Annotated in this window: 11 protein-coding genes; 6 read left to right on the forward strand and 5 right to left on the reverse strand. The window is 48.9% G+C overall.

Annotation, left to right across the window (positions count from 1 at the left end; genetic code table 11):
* Window positions 1-295 precede the first annotated feature (295 nt).
* From PQQ36_RS05960 to malT, 3 genes are all read right to left on the reverse strand, one after another.
* Window positions 296-1,297, reverse strand: a complete 1,002-nt coding sequence (locus PQQ36_RS05960) for an immunity 49 family protein (protein WP_040110389.1) — start codon at window positions 1,295-1,297, stop codon at window positions 296-298.
* Window positions 1,298-1,351: 54 nt separating this feature from the next.
* On the reverse strand, window positions 1,352-2,359 hold the full coding sequence (locus PQQ36_RS05965; protein WP_040110390.1) for an immunity 49 family protein: 1,008 nt from the start codon (window positions 2,357-2,359) through the stop codon (window positions 1,352-1,354).
* Between the two features lie 320 nt (window positions 2,360-2,679).
* Window positions 2,680-5,388, reverse strand: a complete 2,709-nt coding sequence (malT, locus tag PQQ36_RS05970) for an HTH-type transcriptional regulator MalT (RefSeq protein WP_040110391.1) — start codon at window positions 5,386-5,388, stop codon at window positions 2,680-2,682.
* A 555-nt stretch (window positions 5,389-5,943) separates the two neighbouring features.
* On the opposite strand from malT, the gene PQQ36_RS05975 reads away from it, so the two are divergent.
* From PQQ36_RS05975 to rimO, 5 genes are all read left to right on the forward strand, one after another.
* Window positions 5,944-8,397, forward strand: coding sequence for a glycogen/starch/alpha-glucan phosphorylase (locus tag PQQ36_RS05975; protein WP_040111204.1), 2,454 nt, complete (start codon window positions 5,944-5,946; stop codon window positions 8,395-8,397).
* 112 nt (window positions 8,398-8,509) lie between these two features.
* Window positions 8,510-10,690 (forward strand): 4-alpha-glucanotransferase, encoded by a 2,181-nt coding sequence (malQ, locus tag PQQ36_RS05980; protein WP_040110393.1) that lies wholly within the window; start codon window positions 8,510-8,512, stop codon window positions 10,688-10,690.
* 186 nt (window positions 10,691-10,876) lie between these two features.
* Window positions 10,877-13,105: a 1,4-alpha-glucan branching protein GlgB gene (gene glgB / locus PQQ36_RS05985; protein WP_225470561.1), complete on the forward strand. Its 2,229-nt coding sequence runs from the start codon at window positions 10,877-10,879 to the stop codon at window positions 13,103-13,105.
* A gap of 129 nt (window positions 13,106-13,234) precedes the next feature.
* A complete protein-coding gene (locus PQQ36_RS05990) occupies window positions 13,235-15,178 on the forward strand; it encodes a methyl-accepting chemotaxis protein (RefSeq protein ID WP_072610322.1) in 1,944 nt (647 codons plus the stop codon).
* A 253-nt stretch (window positions 15,179-15,431) separates the two neighbouring features.
* Window positions 15,432-16,841, forward strand: coding sequence for a 30S ribosomal protein S12 methylthiotransferase RimO (gene rimO / locus PQQ36_RS05995; RefSeq protein ID WP_273660564.1), 1,410 nt, complete (start codon window positions 15,432-15,434; stop codon window positions 16,839-16,841).
* 75 nt (window positions 16,842-16,916) lie between these two features.
* Here the strand turns inward: rimO and PQQ36_RS06000 are convergent, their stop codons facing one another.
* Window positions 16,917-17,504, reverse strand: a complete 588-nt coding sequence (locus PQQ36_RS06000; RefSeq protein WP_040110396.1) for a LysE family translocator — start codon at window positions 17,502-17,504, stop codon at window positions 16,917-16,919.
* A gap of 122 nt (window positions 17,505-17,626) precedes the next feature.
* On the opposite strand from PQQ36_RS06000, the gene PQQ36_RS06005 reads away from it, so the two are divergent.
* A complete protein-coding gene (locus PQQ36_RS06005; RefSeq protein WP_043921271.1) occupies window positions 17,627-18,067 on the forward strand; it encodes an Lrp/AsnC family transcriptional regulator in 441 nt (146 codons plus the stop codon).
* Here the strand turns inward: PQQ36_RS06005 and PQQ36_RS06010 are convergent.
* Window positions 18,064-19,251 (reverse strand): hypothetical protein, encoded by a 1,188-nt coding sequence (locus PQQ36_RS06010; RefSeq protein ID WP_273660565.1) that lies wholly within the window; start codon window positions 19,249-19,251, stop codon window positions 18,064-18,066. The genes PQQ36_RS06005 and PQQ36_RS06010 overlap by 4 nt on opposite strands.
* Between the last annotated feature and the right edge of the window lie 18 nt (window positions 19,252-19,269).

The raw sequence follows: 19,269 nt of genomic DNA on the forward strand, positions 1-19,269 counted from the left end.
TATGGGATATTCAGCCCAAAAATAGCCCTTTTAAAGTTGGCATGATTAATGCATAATACTTGTCGACCCTTATTAAGCCGAGGGTCACCTAGCCAACTGACGTTGTTAGTGAATACACATTGTTCACATCATACATAAGCCAATCGCACTCATTTTGCGGTTGGTTTTTTTTTGCTTGTGATTTGGGAGATAGCACTCAAGCTTTTAAGACTCGTTTTAACCCAAAACACATCGCGCAGGTGTGGAAAGAAAAATCCGATAGCCTTGGCTATCGGATTTTTACCTTGCTACCCAACTATTCGGCTAACACAGATTCAACGGTGAACTCGGGTGGGTTGGCCTTGAGCGCTTCAAAGCTTAGGCCTTCGCCTTTGATCAACCACATCGGCGCGTAGAGCGAATCGAAGCTTGGTGTTTCACCCGTTTGTTGGTAGTGCACCTTTAAAAATGCGGTGAGAATGTTGTGAAACAAGCAGCTACGGTCATTAAGGTGCAAGCTCTCTTCTCCGGTTTTGCCGCCATTTTGTTCGGCAAAATAGGCATACCATTGATAGTTGGCCTCGATAGACGCTTCCACCGCTTGGTCTAGCGGTGTTGCTTCAAATCCCCAGCTAATCGCAATCAGGCTGTAGAGCGGAAAAATGAGGAACTCATAGTAATCCATCCAGTAAGGGTGGCCTTTTTCCGCAATTAACTCACTGGTGAGGTAGGGAACCACCGCTTGCAGCAGTGCGGCCTGTTGCTCCTTGTTTTGCTCACCAAACAAAAACGCCTTAAACAAGTGAAAGAAATCTTGTTCAATCGGACGAAAATCGGTGAGGTCTGTTTTCCGTGAGATTTCATGAGCGGGAACGGCGTAGAGCTGCGCTTTCGCCTGTGGATTATCGGCCAAAATCGCCATGCTTGCGCCATCCAACCAATGAACCAAGGAGTCGTAGCTGTTGTAATTGTGCTGTTTTTCTTCCGTGGTGACTTGCAAGCGCTGGGTAAAATAGTCCACCTCTATGGTCTGGTTCGGCTGGCAGTGAATCGCCCAATGCATCTTAGCCAGCTCGGACGCCGAACCAATCAAATATTGAATCGCAGGTCGAGACCAATGCAAAAGAATTGCGCGCGCTATTCGATAGAAAATATGGCTGGAAGCAGCGTAGTTTTGGAGATAGGTTGAGTTTGATTTATACATCTCAAGCCCATCGTCATGAAAGTTGATGGATTTTATTTCACTCAAAGTATGATTTAAGCGATCGGTGCTCATATAATGTTCAGTTCTGTGATGAGGTTTTATCGATATGTTCATGATTTAGCCTTGCTTATAGTCAAAGAGATGAGTGCTGTTGCCCTTGCTACCCAACTATTCGGCTAACACAGATTCAACGGTGAACTCGGGCGGGTTGGCCTTGAGCGCTTCAAAGCTTAGACCTTCGCCTTTGATCAACCACATCGGCGCGTAGAGCGAATCGAAGCTTGGCGTTTCACCCGTTTGTTGGTAGTGCACCTTTAAAAACGCGGTGAGAATGTTGTGAAACAAGCAGCTACGGTCATTAAGGTGCAAGCTCTCTTCTCCGGTTTTGCCGCCATTTTGTTCGGCAAAATAGGCATACCATTGATAGTTGGCCTCGATAGACGCTTCCACCGCTTGGTCTAGCGGTGTTGCTTCAAATCCCCAGCTAATTGCAATCAGGCTGTAGAGCGGAAAAATAAGAAACTCATAGTAATTCATCCAGTAAGGTTCGCCTTTTTCAGCTTCAGCAATTAACTCACTGGTGAGGTAGGGAACCACCGCTTGCAGCAGTGCGGCCTGTTGCTCCTTGTTTTGCTCACCAAACAAAAACGCCTTAAACAAGTGAAAGAAATCTTGTTCAATCGGACGAAAATCGGTGAGGTCTGTTTTCCGTGAGATTTCATGAGCGGGAACGGCGTTGAGCTGCGCTTTCGCCTGTGGGTTATCGGCCAAAATCGCCATGCTTGCGCCATCCAACCAATGAATCAAAGAGTCGTAGCTGTTGTAATCGTGCTGCTTTTCTACTGTGGTGACTTGCAAGCGTTGGGTAAAATAGTCCACCTCAATGGTCTGGTTCGGCTGGCAGTGAATCGCCCAATGCATCTTAGCCAGCTCGGACGCCGAACCAATCAAATATTGAATCGCGGGCCGAGACCAATGCAAAAGAATTGCGCGTGCTATTCGATAGAAAATATCGCTGGAAGCTGCATGATTCTGGATATAGGTTGAGTTGGAAGAACGCTCAGAAAGCTTATCTGCGTTGAACATGACATTTTGAATTTCCATATGAGTATAACTAATTCGATTGTCACCCATGTACAGCGCAGATTTATGGTGCGGTTTTGTTCGTATGTTCATGATTTAGTTTTTCGGATACCTATTCTATGTCGCTTTGCTGTTTTATTGCTCAAATGAGAATGAAACTCATTATTTATCGATAATAATCAAACAGAGTCGAATTCGCCTAAATAATTTATCTAAGTGTGATTTTGATGTGATTTTTTATAAATTTGACTAGATAGCAAACAATATCAATCGGTTATATTCAATTTTGTTGGGGATTTGATAGCGCGATAAACAGAGTTGAACGCTCGTAACGGATTTGACTGATGAAAGAAAAAAGCCGATCGATTGATCGGCTTTTGAGTGTTGCAACTATTATCTGATATCGGGAGTATTTAATACCCCATCAACTGCAAGAGGTTCTCTGCGGTGGTGACTGCTTCTTTACGGTTGGCGATATTGAGTTTTTGATACAAGTTGCGGATGTGGGTTTTGATGGTGGTGCCCGCCACATCGAGTTCTTGAGCGATCTGCTCGTTACTAAAGCCAGAATAGATCAAGCCCAGCACTTGCCACTCTCTTTGTGTCAGTGGGCTGGTGCGCACTAACTCAGGCACATTCGGGTGGGTGACCAATTTCTCGACAAATTCTTCGTCAAAGTGAACCGAACGGCTGCGCTGATTGGAAGAGATATCTTTCATCAATTGCAGCGCGCGGTGGCGTTCTAAGTCACCCAGCTCATGGCGGTTGGTGAGTTTTTCCAACAAGGTGCCAATGGTCGCGCCATCAATTAAGAAATTGCCGACCATACCGGTTTGGTTAGTGAGCTGCAGTGCTTCCTTAAGCAGCACTTTGGCTTGATTTTCATCTTTCTGATGAACAGCGAAAATTGCCTCAATGATCAGGTTACGGTTGCGATCGGTGACTAAGTTCGCTTTCTCAGCCTCACTTTGCAAGAAATCCAAGGCTTGGCGAGCTTGGTCGTATTGACCAAGGTTGATGTGAGCACGAGCGATATTGCGCCACTGTAATTGACAGAAGTGGTTGCAGGCATTTTCAGGACGCACAGCCGTGTCTAGCCACTCTTGAATTGCGTTGAGTTTGCCTTTCGCTTGCCAGTATAGGATCAGTGAAAGTGAAGCATTGGCGGTCCAATCCACGTGGTAGGTGGACTGCTTCATCAAATGTTGAATGTGTTCGATGAACTTGCCTGCGCGATCGAGCTCGCCACGGCCAATCGCAATGCGAGCCAGCATCGAATAACTGTGCAAGTGTTTGCTTGGCGCGTGATTTTCCAGAATTTGCAGCCCTTTGTAAGCGCACTCTTCGGCTTCGTCCAAACGGTTCCAACACCACAACACTTGCGCTCGTACGCGCAGTAAGAACTCATGCAAAGGCACATGTTGAAGCTGCTGCTCCTCAATCAGACGGAAGGCGGAATCTTGCAGCTCGAACGCGGCTTGCACATAGCCTTGCGCGATAAGAATTTCGCTTTGCTGCAAAATCGCCCACAGCGCTTGGTGGTAAACCTGGTACTGGCGCGCCAGCTTTTCGGTTTGCTGCATCATTGGCAGAGCGCGATCAAGGCGGCCAATCACGTGGTTCACTTCCCCTACGACTGAAGTAGCGACGATGCGGCTGCGGTAAACCGTGCTATCCAGCTGGCTTAATGCCAGTTCAGCCAGCTCGAGGGCTTTTTCTGGATCGTTGCTGTTGATCGCTACCTGAGCCAGCAAGGCATTCGCTTGGCCTTGGTATTGGATATCAAGATCAATATTGCGCTTTTTGTGCTCATTTTCTGCTTCCGCCAGTAAGGTGCCCACTTGGTTATAGCGGTGCTGACTTTGTGCAAGCCAAGCGCGGAGCATGGTCAGTTTTGGGTTGCTGAACAGCAGATCTTTTTCCAGCAGATTGATGGCGGATTCCAGAGTAGACAGCTCGCCTTGGTTGAACATTTTCCAACCAAACTCGTTGAGGATCTCCGCCACCAGTTCTCCGTCATACGCTTTTTGGGCGTGACGAATCGCTTGATGCGGGGATTTTTGTTTCAACCACGCAATGGCGGCATTGCGGTTCAGCTCCTGCTCCTGCTGTGGAATGCGCGCTTGACGCTCGTGCGACAAAAACTCGCCAAACAAGTTGTGGAAGCGGAACCAGTTTTGCTCCCCTTCAAGCGGATAGATGAATAAGCCGTAGCGGTTGAGAGATTCAATCATCCCCAGTGCATCTTCACGCTGGGTGAGGGCGTAGACCAGCTCATCGTTAAAGTGATCGAGCACTGACACCTGCATCAAGAATTTGCGTGTATCGGCATCGAGTAGGTCAAACACCTCTTCCACCAAATAATCCCAGAGATGGGCATGGTTAAACTGGGAAACCGATTCGGCCGATTGCGCTAAGGTGCGTTTTTGATGCTGTGCTTGAAGGGCGATCAGTTGCAATGCCGATGGCCAGCCTTCCACATAGTTACGCAGATTGTTGGCGGTATCTTCATCGATACCATCTGCGACGCGCTGGTTGAAAAATCGTGTGGTCTCTTCGGTGTCGAAGGCCAACATCTCATTGCCAATCTCAATCATCAGATCGCGCACACGCAAGTTGGCTGTGCCCAGCGGTGGGTTGGCTCGGCTGGTGACCACAAGGGTGAGGTTGTCTGGCATGTGTTTTAGGAAGAAACGCATCGCTTCGTGCACTTCTTCATTGTTGATCACGTGGTAGTCATCCAGAACCACGTAGCACTCTTGATGAAAGTCGACCATCTCAGCGAACACATCGCTAAACAGCGAGCGCAGGGAGGAAAACTGGCGCTTTTCTGCTAGTTTTTGTGCATTGTTGCAGTTGCCATTAGTCGCTTTATTGAGTGCTTGCAGCAGGTAGTTAATGAAGCGGAAACCGTCGTTATCACTGTCATCGATGCTGTACCAACCCACGTTGGTTTTGTCGGCCAACCATTGCGCAGCCATGGTGGTTTTTCCGTAGCCAGCGGGAGAGCGGAACAGCACCAACTTATAGTAAGGGGCTTGTTGCAGCAGCTCTAACACTCTCGGGCGGACAATCGCATTATGCAGTCGGCCTGGACGTGTGAGTTTTGAAGGAATCCACATTCTAATACTTCCTTTTTATATTGGGTTTTTCATGGCAGAAAAACCGGATGTAGCCAGCGAACAAAAATTAGACAAAATGCTCGAATTGCTGGGCATGTTACGTTAAAGAAATCACCTCAGACTTTGATCCACTTCCTAATTCTCAAGAGTTGATGGTTTTGACGCCAACTACGCCCCAATTTTGTGAATTTGATCTATAAATTCTCCATCTGAATCGTTAAGTAAGAATGGCATTGCGCAATATTTTGCAACATTTTTCATAAACCAAAACTTTATTGTGATCGAATTTACAAAAATGGATTTTCTAAATTCGCTCTTCAACCTGAGCGTCATATTTGCCATCTAGAGTTATTAGTTGATGGCTGTGATCTCAATCACTGCAATCTGGTGTCTGAGTGGGAAAGGTGAGAGACGGATCACTAACAGTCCCCCAATCCCCCCTCTACGCCCTTGCCCCTCCTCCTGTAGAGGCTGAAAACTAGGAGGATGTTTATTCATTGCCATCCATGCACGATGTATCGCAGATGGATTAGAACCAAAAGTGAGATTTCGGTAATGAAACCTACTCAACAGAAACAGTTCGACAAAGTGTCGTTCCAAGAAAGTGTTAAAAAACACCTGTCAGCAACCTATGCACACACGCTTGAAAACGCAGATAGCCGCGCTTGGTATCTTGCAATGGGCCGTGCGTTAGCAGAGCTGACGACTTTTGATTTGCTTGCAACAGAGACAGACAAAAAAATCGTTGAAGCGAAAAGCGTCAACTACCTATCGCTTGAATTCTTGATTGGCCGTTTAACCGGTAACAACTTGATCAGCATGGGTCTGTACGAGCAGATCACCGAAGCGATGGCAGAGCTTGGCCAAAACCTAACGGATCTTCTTGAAGAAGAACGCGACCCATCATTGGGTAATGGTGGTCTAGGCCGTCTAGCAGCGTGTTTTATGGATTCTTTGGCGGCGCAAGAATTCCCAACCGTGGGTTACGGCTTGCACTACGAATACGGTCTATTCAAACAATCCTTTGAAGCAGGTCGTCAAAAAGAAGCGCCAGACGCATGGCGTGGTGTAGAAGGCTACCCATGGGAAGTGGCTCGTCCTGAATTGGCTCAAGAGATTGGTTTCTACGGTCATGTTGAAGTCATCAACGAAGGTGGCAAAGAGCGCCGTCAGTGGGTACCAGGCATGCATGTTAAAGCCATGCCATGGGATCTACCGATCGTAGGTTACGAAAGCGATACTGTTTATCCGCTACGTTTGTGGGAATGTCAGGCGATTGCGCCATTCTCACTAGAGAGCTTCAATAACGGTAACTACTTTGAAGCGCAGCACGCACTGATCGACGCGGGCAACATCACCAAAGTACTTTACCCGAACGACAACCACGAAAAAGGCAAAACGCTACGTTTGATGCAGCAGTACTTCCACAGTGCAGCATCGGTACGCGATATTCTTCGTCGTCATGAAGCGGCTGGCCACACATTGGCTTCGCTACCAAACTTTGAAACCATTCAGTTGAACGACACGCACCCAACCATCGCGATTCCTGAGTTGATGCGTATTCTGATTGATGAAAAAGGCCTAAATTGGGATGAAGCGTGGGTGATCAGCTCGAAGACATTCGCCTACACCAACCACACGCTATTGCCAGAAGCATTAGAAACGTGGAGCGAATCTCTGATTCAGCACCTACTTCCTCGTCACATGGAAATCATTTACGAAATCAACCACCGCTTCCTACAAGAAGTGCGTGCGAAGTGGCCTGGTGATGTTGCGAAGCAGCAGAAGCTTTCTATCATCCAAGAAGGTTTCCACCGCATGGTTCGCATGGCAAACCTGTGTGTGATTGGCTCTTACGCAGTCAACGGTGTAGCAGCGCTTCACTCTGAGTTGGTTAAACGTGACCTATTCCCAGAATTCGATGAGCTTTACCCAACGCGTCTACAAAACGTGACAAACGGTGTCACTCCGCGTCGTTGGTTAAAATTCTGTAACCCAGGTTTGTCTGCACTGATCTCTGAGAAGATTGGTACGGATTGGCCTGCGCACCTAGAGCAGCTAGAAGGTGTTGCCAAGTTTGCCGATGACGCGAAATTCCAGAAGGAATACATGGCGGTTAAGAAGGCGAACAAAGAGCGCCTAGCGAACTGGGTGAAAGAGAACATGAACATCGATCTCGATACTAATGCGATCTTTGATGTGCAAATCAAGCGTCTACACGAGTACAAGCGTCAGCACCTAAACATGCTGCACATTTTGTCTCTGTACCACCGCCTACTGAACGATGCGAACTTCGACATGGCGCCACGCGTGGTGTTCTTCGCAGCGAAAGCGGCACCGGGTTACCACCTAGCGAAAGAGATCATTTTTGCGCTGAACAAGATTGCAGAGAAGATCAACAACGATCCACGCATCGGTAACAAGCTAAAAGTGGTCTTCATTCCTGATTACCGCGTGAGCATGGCTGAAATCATCATCCCCGCGGCGGATGTGTCTGAGCAAATCTCAACCGCAGGTAAAGAAGCATCTGGTACTGGTAACATGAAGATGGCACTGAACGGTGCGTTGACTATCGGTACTATGGACGGCGCGAACGTTGAGATTCGTGAAGAAGTGGGCGATGACAACATCTACATCTTCGGTCTAGAAGTGGATGGCGTAGAAGCGCTGAAAGCGAAAGGGTACAACCCATTCGACTACTACAACGCAGACCCACTACTGAAAGCGTCGATGGATCTTCTTCTTGGTGAAGAGTTCACTCCGGGTCAACCTGGCCTACTACGAGCGACCTTCGATAGCCTACTCGATGGCGGTGACCCGTACCTATGTCTTGCAGACTTCGCTTCTTATGTGAAAGCGCACGAAGCGATGGACAAACAGTACCGCGATCAAGCCGGTTGGGCGAAGAAAGCGATTCTGAACACCGCTTTGGTTGGCAAGTTCAGTTCAGACCGCTCCATTCGCGATTACGTGAACAACATTTGGAAACTCGAAGCTGTTCACCGTTAATCAACAAAACCAAGGTAGCCCAATGGCTGCCTTGGTCCTTTATCTACAGATAATGACTAGCAGCAAATAAACCCTACATTGAAGGTTTTCAGAAGTACCTTCGGAGAGAGCGATGAAAGAACAAACAGCATTAAAGAAAGTCGCAGAAATGGCACGATTAGCTGACAGCTATGTCAGCGCTTGGGGAGACGAAGCTTTGGTCTCCGAAGAAACGCTACGCCGCCTGCTCAACTCTCTTGGCTATGACACTAGCAGCGATGAAAAACTACTGGCTTCAGCTGAGAAAAAACACAAGAAAGACGTATTGGCGCCAGTATTGGTATTGCGTGATGGCGATCCGGTGGAAGTGGAACTGAATCTTGGCACCAGTGCGCGTGAAAGCGAGTTCAACTGGCGTTTAGAAACAGAACAAGGAGAGGTACTGGAAGGCTATCTTCAGTCACAGATTGTTCGCGATGAACGTGCCGAGGGTGGCCCTCTAGTGTTTGCCCTGCCAAAAGATTTGGCTTGGGGTTATCACAAACTATACGTGAGCCGTAAGCGTCGTAAAGCACCGTATGAAATGGCGTTGATCATCACGCCACGCGCTTGTTTCAAACAAGATTCTCTAGAGTTGAACAAAAAACTCTGGGGCCCAAGTATCCAGCTTTACACCCTACGCACCCAGCACAACTGGGGCATCGGTGATTTCGGCGATCTTAAATTGCTGGTGAGTGACATCGCATCTCGCGGTGGTGATTTCATCGGTCTGAACCCGATCCACTCGCTATTTCCTGCCAACCCAGAAGGCGCTAGCCCATACAGCCCATCGTCTCGCCGTTGGTTGAACATTCTTTATATCGATGTGAGCTCTGTTCCTGAGTTTGCGCTCAGTGCGGAAGCGCAACAGAAAGTTGGCAGTGCCGAATTCCAGCAGCGCCTGCAAAAAGCGCGTGAATCACATTGGGTGAACTACACCGAAGTGGCAGAGCTGAAAATGAGCGTGTTGCCACTGCTGTTTGCGGAGTTCAAAACTCGCCATCTCGACAAAAACAGCGATCGTGCTCGCGCGTTCCTAGAGTTTGTGGAAGAAGGTGGTGACAGCCTGCTTCACCAAGCGGCGTTCGATGCATTGCACGCAGAGCTACACGCGCAAGATTCAAACGTGTGGGGGTGGCCAGTTTTTCCTGAGCAATACCGCCGCTTTGATTCTGCCGCGACGCAGAAATTCATCAAAGACAACCAAGAAAAAGTGCACCTTTACATGTACTTGCAGTGGATTGCCGACGGCCAGATCAAAGAAGCGCAAGCGCTGGCTGAAGAGAAAGGCATGTCCGTTGGTCTCTACCGTGACCTTGCAGTCGGTGTGGCTGATTCTGGTAGCGAAACATGGGCAGATAACGGCAACCTAGTATTGGATGCCAGCATCGGTGCGCCACCAGATATCCTTGGTCCACTGGGCCAAAACTGGGGTCTGCCACCACTCAACCCTGAAGTGCTGCAAGCCACAGGTTATGACGCGTACATCAAACTGCTGCGTGCCAACATGAAACATTGTGGTGCACTGCGTATTGACCACGTACTTGGCCTTCTTCGCCTATGGTGGATTCCAAAAGGCGAAAAAGCGACAGAAGGGGCGTACCTCTACTACCCAGTCGAAGACATGCTAGCGATTTTGGCGTTGGAATCTCACCGTCATCAGTGCAGCGTGATCGGTGAAGACTTGGGTACGGTGCCAGATGAAATCGTTGATATCCTGCGTGATGCGGGCGTGCACTCATACAAAGTGTTCTTCTTCGAGACGTCAAAAGAAGATGGTGGTTTCATTTCGCCAAAACACTATGCCGATCAGTCAATGGCGGCTTTGTGTACCCATGATATGCCAACGCTACGTGGCTTCTGGCATTGTGATGACCTCAAAATGGGTCGTGAAATTGGCCTCTATCCAAACGAAGAGCAGCTCAATGGCTTGTTCGACGATCGACTAAAATGCAAGCAAGGCATTTTGGATAGCGTGCGTTGGCATGGTTACTTGCCAGAAGGCATTGGCCACGATGCACAATACGTGCCAATGGATGCGCATTTAAGCGAAGCATTGCAGTTGCATGTTGCAGCAGGCGCTTCCGCATTGCTCAGTGTTCAGCTTGAAGACTGGTTGCAAATGGACAACCCAGTCAACATCCCGGGCACGGTCGATGAGTACCCGAACTGGCGTCGTAAATTGTCGATGAACCTTGAAGAGATTTTCAGCCGTGAGGATGTGAATCGAATCGCTCGTCGTCTAACGGAAGTGCGCGCGCAAGCGAGCAAATAAGAGTGAACTCAATGAGATGACCCATATGTAATGACTTGATTTGCAGACAGAAACTACAGCCTGGGTCACTCTCTGTATACCAGTAAAATGGTAGAATGAGGTACCGTTATTATGCCCGCACCAATAGCGGGCATTTTTATTATTTGCGTACCTTGTGGATGAACAAGAATAAGTACGCGGTCGTGAATGAGGATTGTGTTCACAACGTTGGCTGTTTGGCGAGGGAAAAAAGGTTTGAAAAAATTAGTAAAAAGTAAAGTGAATCAGATGTTTGAGAAATTGTCTCAAGCCGCTTGTTCAGAGCCGTTTGCATTTTTAGGTCCATTTATTGACCCAACACAAGGGGCGTTGCGCGTCTGGATGCCGGGTGCAACGGGGGTGGCATTGGTATTAGAAGGCCAGCCACGTATTGCGCTTGAGCGAGAAAAAGAGAGCGCCTTCATTCTCAAAGCCGATCTCAATCTGCATCTTACCCATTATCAATTGGCGATCGATTGGAATGGCATCGAACAACTTGTCGATGACCCATACCAATACCACGGTATCTACGCCGAGTATGACGATCTCCACACGCCGAAAACCATGTATCAACACATGGGCTCACAGTTTATGACGCTTGAGCGCGACGGCAAATCAATCTCTGGTATCCGTTTCTTGGTGTACGCACCGCATGCGACCGCAGTAAGTCTCGTGGGCTGTTTTAATGATTGGGATGGCCGACGTCATCCAATGCAGCGCCTTGATTACGGCATTTGGGGTTTATTCATTCCGGGGTTAACCGAAGGGGTGAGCTACAAATTTGAAATGAAAGGGCCGAAGGGTGAAGGCTTACCACACAAAGCTGACCCTTGGGGTTTCTACGCAGAGCAATACCCATCTTTTGCTTCCGTCACGTACGATCACGCCCGCTACCAGTGGCAAGATGCCCAATGGCAAACTCGCCCAGTGACCGAGAAACGCAAAGAAGCGCTCTCTTTCTACGAGTTGCATGCCGGTTCTTGGAAGCGCAACGAGCAAGGTGAGTTCCTGAATTATCGCGAACTGGCCGCCGAGTTGGTGCCCTATTTGGTGGATATGGGTTACACCCATGTTGAACTGATGCCAGTCTCTGAGCACCCGTTCTACGGCTCTTGGGGTTACCAGCCTGTGGGTCTCTTTGCACCAACCAGCCGCTATGGATCACCCGATGATTTCAAATTCTTCGTCGATGCCTGTCACCAAGCTGGCATTGGTGTGGTACTGGATTGGGTGCCTGCGCACTTCCCATCGGACGATCATGGCTTGGCCAATTTTGATGGTACACCATTGTTCCACGACCCAGATCCACGCCGTGGTTGGCACCAAGACTGGAACTCGTTTATCTACGATCTTGGCCGCGAGCAAGTACGCCGTTTCTTGGTTTCTAATGCACTGTATTGGTTTGAGCAGTTCCACATCGATGGTATTCGGGTGGATGCGGTGGCATCGATGCTGTATCTCGATTATTCACGCAGCCATGGCCAGTGGATCCCGAACATGGATGGCGGCAACGAAAACTACGATGCGATTGCCACCCTAAAATGGATGAATGAGGAAGTGTACAAATACTTCCCGAATGCGATGACGATTGCGGAAGAGTCGACCGCTTTCCCGGGCGTGTCCGCACCGACCTTTATGGGCGGTTTGGGCTTTGGCTTTAAGTGGAATATGGGTTGGATGCACGATAGTCTTTCTTACATCAAAGAAGAGCCTGTTCATCGCAAATACCACCACAATACCCTCACGTTCCCACTCGTTTACGCTCACAGTGAGAACTACGTCTTGTCGCTTTCCCACGATGAAGTGGTGTACGGCAAAGGCTCTATTCACAACAAGATGCCAGGTGATGAGTGGCAGCAAACCGCCAATTTACGTGCGTATTTTGGTTACATGTATGGTCAACCGGGCAAAAAACTCAACTTTATGGGCGCGGAAATCGGCCAAACGGCAGAGTGGAATCACGATGACCAACTGCAATGGTTCTTGCTCGATTTCCCCCGTCACCAAGGCGTGCAAGCCTTGACGCGTGATCTCAACCACTTGTATCGAAATGAAGCGGCGCTGCACGATCAAGATTGCATCCCAGCCGGTTTTGAGTGGCGTTTACAAGATGCTGCCGAGCAGAGCATTATTGCGCACGAGCGTATCAGTGAAGCAGGCGAGCGTATCTTGGTGGTGAGTAACTTTACCCCTGTGCCACGTGATGAATTCCGCTTAGGCGTGCCAAACAAAGGCCGCTACCAATTGCTGCTCAACACCGACGACAGCAAATACGCGGGCAGTGGCTACGAGGTTGTGGTGGACGCCAAGAGCGAAGCAGTGGTCAGTGAAGATTTGGCTCAGTCGATTGTGTTGCGCCTACCGCCACTGTCGACCCTGTTCTACAAGCTGGTCTAAAATCAAGCGATTAGGCATTTCACACTAGGGAGCTCAAGGGCTCCCTATTTTTATTTCTCAGCTCAGGCGATCAAACGGTTCCGGTGGTCTATAGTCCTTATAGGACTGTTTGCAAAGGATGCACTCTCAATGACTTTGACCATCGCCAACAAAATCCGCCTTGGCTTTGCCATCTGCCTACTGTTTTTTATCGTTGCCTCTTACGTGAGTTATCAAGGGATGGTCAATGCGGCGAGCAACTTCCGTCATTACGGTGAACTGGCGGGAGAAACCACCTTAGCGGGTGAAATTCAAGCCAACTTCTTAAAAGTCAGACTCAGTGCTGATAAGTATCTGGCTACTTTAGAAAATTCCCACCTCACTACCTACCAGCAGCGTGTGCAAAAAATCACCAAGATGATTCAAGACGATATTGCACGCACTGACGATGACAAGCATCGCGCCTACTTAGACAAAGCGCTGGCTGAGGTGAAGCATTTCGATCACACCTTTGGGCAGTTGAAGCAAAATGTTGAGCAAGTCGAAAAGGCGATCTATCAAGATATGGTGAAGGTCGAGAAGCAAGCGTTACACGATCTCGACGCGATCTTGGACAATGCGCATCGCTCCCTCAAGCCAGAGGTTGAGTATTACGCCGCGCTGCTGATGGAAAATTTTCTCCTGGCGAATTTGGCGGTGCTTCATTATGTGCATAAAGAGAATGAGGAAAGCCTCCAGCAAGTTCGAGTGACATTGTCCGAAACCTTGCCGCAACTAGAAGAGCAGTTTCGCACTGTGATTGAAAGTGAAGAGCAAAAAGCCTTGCTGCAAGCGTTTGTGCAGCAAAGAGCGCTCTTCATCAAAGCGTTTGATCACTCGGTGATGTTGAAAAACCAACAAAATGGCCATCGGAAAAAGTTGGCTGAGTATGGAGAATTGTTGTCATCCGATCTCGAAACATTAAAACTGCTTTCGATAGAAGAACAAACGCAGTTAACCGCTGAATTGCAAGAAAAGAAAAAGCAAACCATTGAAGTCATTTTGGGACTAGCGGTGGCAGCGGTGGTTATTGGCATTGCGTGTGCCTACACCGTGGCAAACTCGATTGGCAAGGGCATCCGTAAGGTGAAACGCATTTCCACCGAATTATCGAAAGGGAACTTATCGGTTGAGGTCGTGGTGGAGGGGAAAGATGAAATCGGCGAATTGTTGGCCAACATGCGTGAAACCATTCTCTCACTGCGCGACATTGTCGATAAGGTGACTCTCTCTTGTTATAAAGTGGCCCAGATGTCGGAAGAGCTGAGCGCCATTACCAACACCACCAGTCGCTCATCAAATGCCCTCAACAGTGAAATGGAACAAATTTCTGCCTCGGTGCAACAGCTCTCCACCAGTACCACCGAGATTGCGCAAAGTGCGACAGATTCAGCCAGCTTTGCCCAACGTGCGACTCACAATGTTAGTCAGGGGCTGGACGAAGTGCACAAAACCTTAGACGCGATCGAAAAAGCCGAGTACGAAATGGCAGGCAGTTCAAAACAGATTGGCGATTTGTATCAAGAGTCGATGGACATTGGCTCTATTTTGGAAGTGATTCATGGTGTGGCTGAGCAAACCAACTTGTTGGCGCTCAATGCCGCGATTGAAGCGGCCAGAGCGGGTGAGCAAGGCCGCGGTTTTGCCGTGGTGGCGGATGAAGTGCGCTCATTGGCAAAACGCACACAGGAAGCCACCGCGCAGATCGAAACCATGATCGGCTCGTTGCAGCACGGTGCGGAAGAGGCAAAGAACTCCATCGACCAAAGCCACCACACCGTAACGGGGGCGGCGCAACAAGCGCAATCGACCACCTCGAACTTAGAAAATATTCAAACCTTGATTGAAGAGTTAAATGACACCAATACCCAAATCGCGGCGGCGGTAGAGGAGCAGAGCATGGTGACCGCCAACGTCAGCGAAAGTGTCACCGAAACCTACAATATCACCCGAGACAACAATGAAGCGGTGAAAAACATCGCCGAATCGGCACAAGAGTTGGCGGTGGTGGCGCAGGATTTGGAAACTCAGATGAAGCGATTCAAAACCGCGTAAAGCGTTAAGTTTTACTCAAAGGAGCGCTGAGAAAAAATCTTCTCAAGCGCTCTTTTTATTGTTTGTTTTTTGCACAAAAATGCGTCGTAGGATCTATGCAATTTTTTATCCTCAGTTATAATTCGCGCTCGCGATACCTAAGCGGCTTTTAACAAGCAACAGAAGCCTTTTAGCTATCGATTTTTCACCAGCAAACAGTGGCGATTCGATCACTGATGACTGGCACCAATCAACACTGGAAGCAAAGCAAGTAATGACAGTTCAAACGTTTACGCCAAACCAAACCACGACGTTGGATACGGCCAAAAAAACCATCGAGCAACAGAGCCAAGAGTTAACGCCAAGCGGCGGTAACAAAATCGGTTTTGTCTCATTAGGTTGTCCCAAAAATCTCGTTGATTCTGAACGAATCCTGACGCAACTTCGCACCGAAGGCTATGAAATCGTCAACAGCTACCACGATTCGGACGTGGTGATCGTCAACACTTGTGGCTTTATTGATAGCGCAGTTCAAGAGTCGCTCGACACCATCGGTGAAGCGCTTAAAGAGAACGGCAAAGTGATCGTGACCGGTTGCTTGGGCGCGCGTGAAGATGAAATTCGCGAAGTGCACCCGGGCGTTTTAGGCATTACGGGCCCACATGCGTATGAAAACGTGTTAGAGCACGTACATCAGTTTGCGCCAAAGCCAGAGCACAACCCGTTTACCAGCCTAGTGCCTGACCACGGCGTGAAGCTGACGCCAAAACACTACGCTTACCTAAAAATATCGGAAGGCTGTAACCACCGTTGTACCTTCTGCATCATCCCGTCCATGCGTGGTGACTTGGTCAGCCGCCCGGTGGGAGAAATCCTCAGTGAAGCAGAACGTCTGAAAAACGCAGGGGTGAAAGAGCTATTGGTGATCAGCCAAGACACCAGTGCCTACGGTGTGGACAGCAAACACAGCCTCGGTTTTGCTAACGGTTCACCTGTGCGTCAAAACATCAAAGCGCTGAGTGAAGAGTTGGGCAAAATGGGCATTTGGGTGCGCTTGCACTACGTTTACCCATACCCACATGTGGATGATTTGATCCCGCTGATGGCGGAAGGAAAAATCCTGCCTTACTTGGATATTCCATTCCAGCACGCCAGCCCGAATGTACTTAAAGCGATGAAGCGCCCTGGCCGTGCGGAACGCACGCTCGATCAAATCAAAAAATGGCGCGAGATCTGCCCAGAGTTGGTGATTCGCTCAACCTTTATCGTTGGTTTCCCAGGCGAAACGGATGAAGATTTCGAGATGCTGCTAGAGTGGCTAAAAGAAGCGCAACTGGATCGTGTGGGCTGTTTCAAATACTCACCAGTAGAAGGGGCGGCTGCAAACGACATTGATGATCAGATCTCAGAAGAAGTGAAGCAAGAGCGTTTTGAGCGTTTCATGCTGGTTCAACAAGAAATCAGTGCGGCGAAGCTGCAAAAACGCATTGGCAGCACCATGAAAGTGATCATCGATGAAGTAGACGAAGAAGGCGCGATTGGCCGCACCTACGCGGATGCACCAGAAATCGATGGTTTAGTTTACCTCAACGGTGAAACCAGCCTCAAAGCAGGTGAGTTGGTGGGCGTGCTTATCGAGCACGCTGACGAATACGACCTGTGGGGATCGTTGGTTCGCGCCTAGTCTCACCGTGTTAAGTCACACCGACAAAGAGCCGATGATTCGGCTCTTTGTTTTTCTGTCACTCTCTGTCTACGGTTAGTTGAGCATTGGTACGGTCGACAGCAACAGCAGTAATGCCATGCTGATATTAAAGCTCTTTACTCGGGTATGCGTGGTGAGCCAGCGCTGTAACTGAGTTCCAGCGGCGGTCCAAAAGCTGACCGAAGGCAGATTGGCCAAAATGAATACCCCAGCGATCAAAACCAACTCCCACCATTGACTCCCGGTGCTGTAAACGCTGACTGCCGTCAGCGCCATGGTCCAGCCTTTTGGGTTCACCCACTGAAAACTTGCCGCTTGCAAAAAACTCATCGGTTTAAAATCTTTTCGCTCACTGGCTTTGCCGCTGAAAGCAATCTTCGTCGCCAGATAAACCAAATAGCTCAAACTGAGGTACTTAAGGATTTGATGCGAGAGTGGGTAGCTGTGAAAAAGCCCCATCAAACCCACACCAATGAGCATCACCATCACCGCAAAGCCAAGCGTAATACCGAGCATGTGCGGAATGGTACGAACAAACCCGACATTGGCGCCGGAGGTCATCAACATAATGTTGTTGGGACCGGGAGTAAACGTCGATACAAAGGCAAACAGCGCCAAAGCGCTGAGCTGAGACAGCTCCATTTTTTCTCTCCTACACGTTGATAATTGTTTTCTGACCGGTCAACACAATCATAGGTAGTTATCGTCGCAATTTTGTGCTTTTATTTGATCACCAAACAGACACTGCGCAAGAAAATTTCACTATGGATAGATTTGACGAAAAAATATTGCACGCCCTCAAGTGTGATGGCCGAATTTCAAATGTAGAGCTCTCAGAAAGGGTTGGATTGTCGCCTTCCGCGACCCTGCGCCGCGTGCAGGAGCTGGAGCGAAAAGGGGTTATCAAGGGGTATCGTGCGGTATTGGATAGCAACCAATTGGGGATCGGTTTTGTCGCCTACGTGTCGATTGGTTTGGCATCGCACAGCAAAAAAGCGCAGCAAGAGTTTGAAGATCACGTCCGCTTCGTTGATGAAGTGGTGGAATGCCACAACATTACTGGTGCCAACGAGTATTTGTTACGGGTAGAAACCAAAGATCTCGTCGCGTATAAGAAGTTTCACGCCGATGTGCTGGGTGAATGCGAGCAGGTAAAATCCATCACCACCATGGTCGTGATGGATTCGCCGAAAGATGAGCGTTAGAGGTATTTCTCAGCCAATGCTTGCCATCTCTCTTCGCCGATAATGGCTTGCAGTTGGGTGATGATCTTGGCATCGAGTTCGGTTTCACGTCCCAACTCGATTTGCTGCCATTGATCCAGCGAAGCTCCGTGGGTTTGCAGAGCCTGATCCAGTGCGTACCAAAACGCCGCGCCCTTGAAGTAAAACAGTGGATAGTATTGACGGTTACCTTGCTCAAGCACTTGGTGCTCAGCCTCATACAACCCTGTACCAGCAAATGGGTATTTCTGCGCAAATTGTTGCCACAGAGCCTCTGGTGACTCGAAAGTGATCTCGGTGTTCATCAGAGACTTGAGGGCGTAGTACTCTGCCAAGCTTTCTGATTTCCAAAGAGAATTCTTTCGCTTATCCATATAGTGAATCGACTCGTGCGCGGAAATTTTGAGCAAGAGCTGCAACGACTCATCGGTCAGTTCCCCTTGGTCAAGTAAGCTGTTCACTAGCAGCATGTTAGTGCCTGCCGCGCCACCTAAACTTCCAGCGTTTTTGTCGCGTTTGAAGAACGCCAACTCCCAACCCGCCATGTTTGATTGAGGAAAAACACGGTGTAGATAGGACAACTGCTTCTGCATTGTCGGCAGCCAGCGTTGCTGTGCGTCGATCACCTTGGCATCCTCGACATGGACACGAACGTGCTGACCAGAGATAGGGATTAGGGCGGTATCCATGCCCCAAACTAAAAAAAGTGGCGGGAGTGTTGGGTCGGGCAAGGTATAGCAGTGTTGGTCGGGCGTACAAACTAAGGTGATGTCGGCCTGCGGGATACGAGGCAAGCTGTCGTATTCTGAGACGAAATACCACCCCTGTTGTGGTGAGTAGCTGTCGTTTTGATTCGACGGTTCAAACCCTTGCTCTGGCACTTTCTCAGTCGTGGTTTGCCATTCAATTCTGTCGCACTCTACCTCGGTTCCATATTGAATGGAGGTGAAGCGTTCATCTTTTAAGCAAGAAAGCGCTGGTGGCATTGCTGATGTCAGGCTGCGAGGCGGTTCCACCGTAAATTTGCCCAAGTGGCGAGTACTGGCGCTAAAGCGCAACTGATCCTCAGAGGTTGGGCTAATGCGAATATGATAGTTAACCTCGTTTGCCATAGTAAACGACGAAGCCAATATCGGCAGTGCTAAAACGAGTAAGCGTGTATGCATAAAGGGGTCATTCTCTTT

Origin of the sequence: Vibrio sp. CCUG 15886 (assembly GCF_028570825.1) — a bacterium.
In the GTDB taxonomy this organism is placed as follows: domain Bacteria; phylum Pseudomonadota; class Gammaproteobacteria; order Enterobacterales; family Vibrionaceae; genus Vibrio; species Vibrio vulnificus_B.

Coding starts and splice junctions, on each gene's coding strand:
- PQQ36_RS05960 (WP_040110389.1), bottom strand. CDS start 1,297: ATGAACATATCGATAAAACCTCATCACAGAACTGAACATTATATGAGC.
- PQQ36_RS05965 (WP_040110390.1), bottom strand. CDS start 2,359: ATGAACATACGAACAAAACCGCACCATAAATCTGCGCTGTACATGGGT.
- malT (WP_040110391.1), bottom strand. CDS start 5,388: ATGTGGATTCCTTCAAAACTCACACGTCCAGGCCGACTGCATAATGCG.
- PQQ36_RS05975 (WP_040111204.1), top strand. CDS start 5,944: ATGAAACCTACTCAACAGAAACAGTTCGACAAAGTGTCGTTCCAAGAA.
- malQ (WP_040110393.1), top strand. CDS start 8,510: ATGAAAGAACAAACAGCATTAAAGAAAGTCGCAGAAATGGCACGATTA.
- glgB (WP_225470561.1), top strand. CDS start 10,877: ATGAGGATTGTGTTCACAACGTTGGCTGTTTGGCGAGGGAAAAAAGGT.
- PQQ36_RS05990 (WP_072610322.1), top strand. CDS start 13,235: ATGACTTTGACCATCGCCAACAAAATCCGCCTTGGCTTTGCCATCTGC.
- rimO (WP_273660564.1), top strand. CDS start 15,432: ATGACAGTTCAAACGTTTACGCCAAACCAAACCACGACGTTGGATACG.
- PQQ36_RS06000 (WP_040110396.1), bottom strand. CDS start 17,504: ATGGAGCTGTCTCAGCTCAGCGCTTTGGCGCTGTTTGCCTTTGTATCG.
- PQQ36_RS06005 (WP_043921271.1), top strand. CDS start 17,627: ATGGATAGATTTGACGAAAAAATATTGCACGCCCTCAAGTGTGATGGC.
- PQQ36_RS06010 (WP_273660565.1), bottom strand. CDS start 19,251: ATGCATACACGCTTACTCGTTTTAGCACTGCCGATATTGGCTTCGTCG.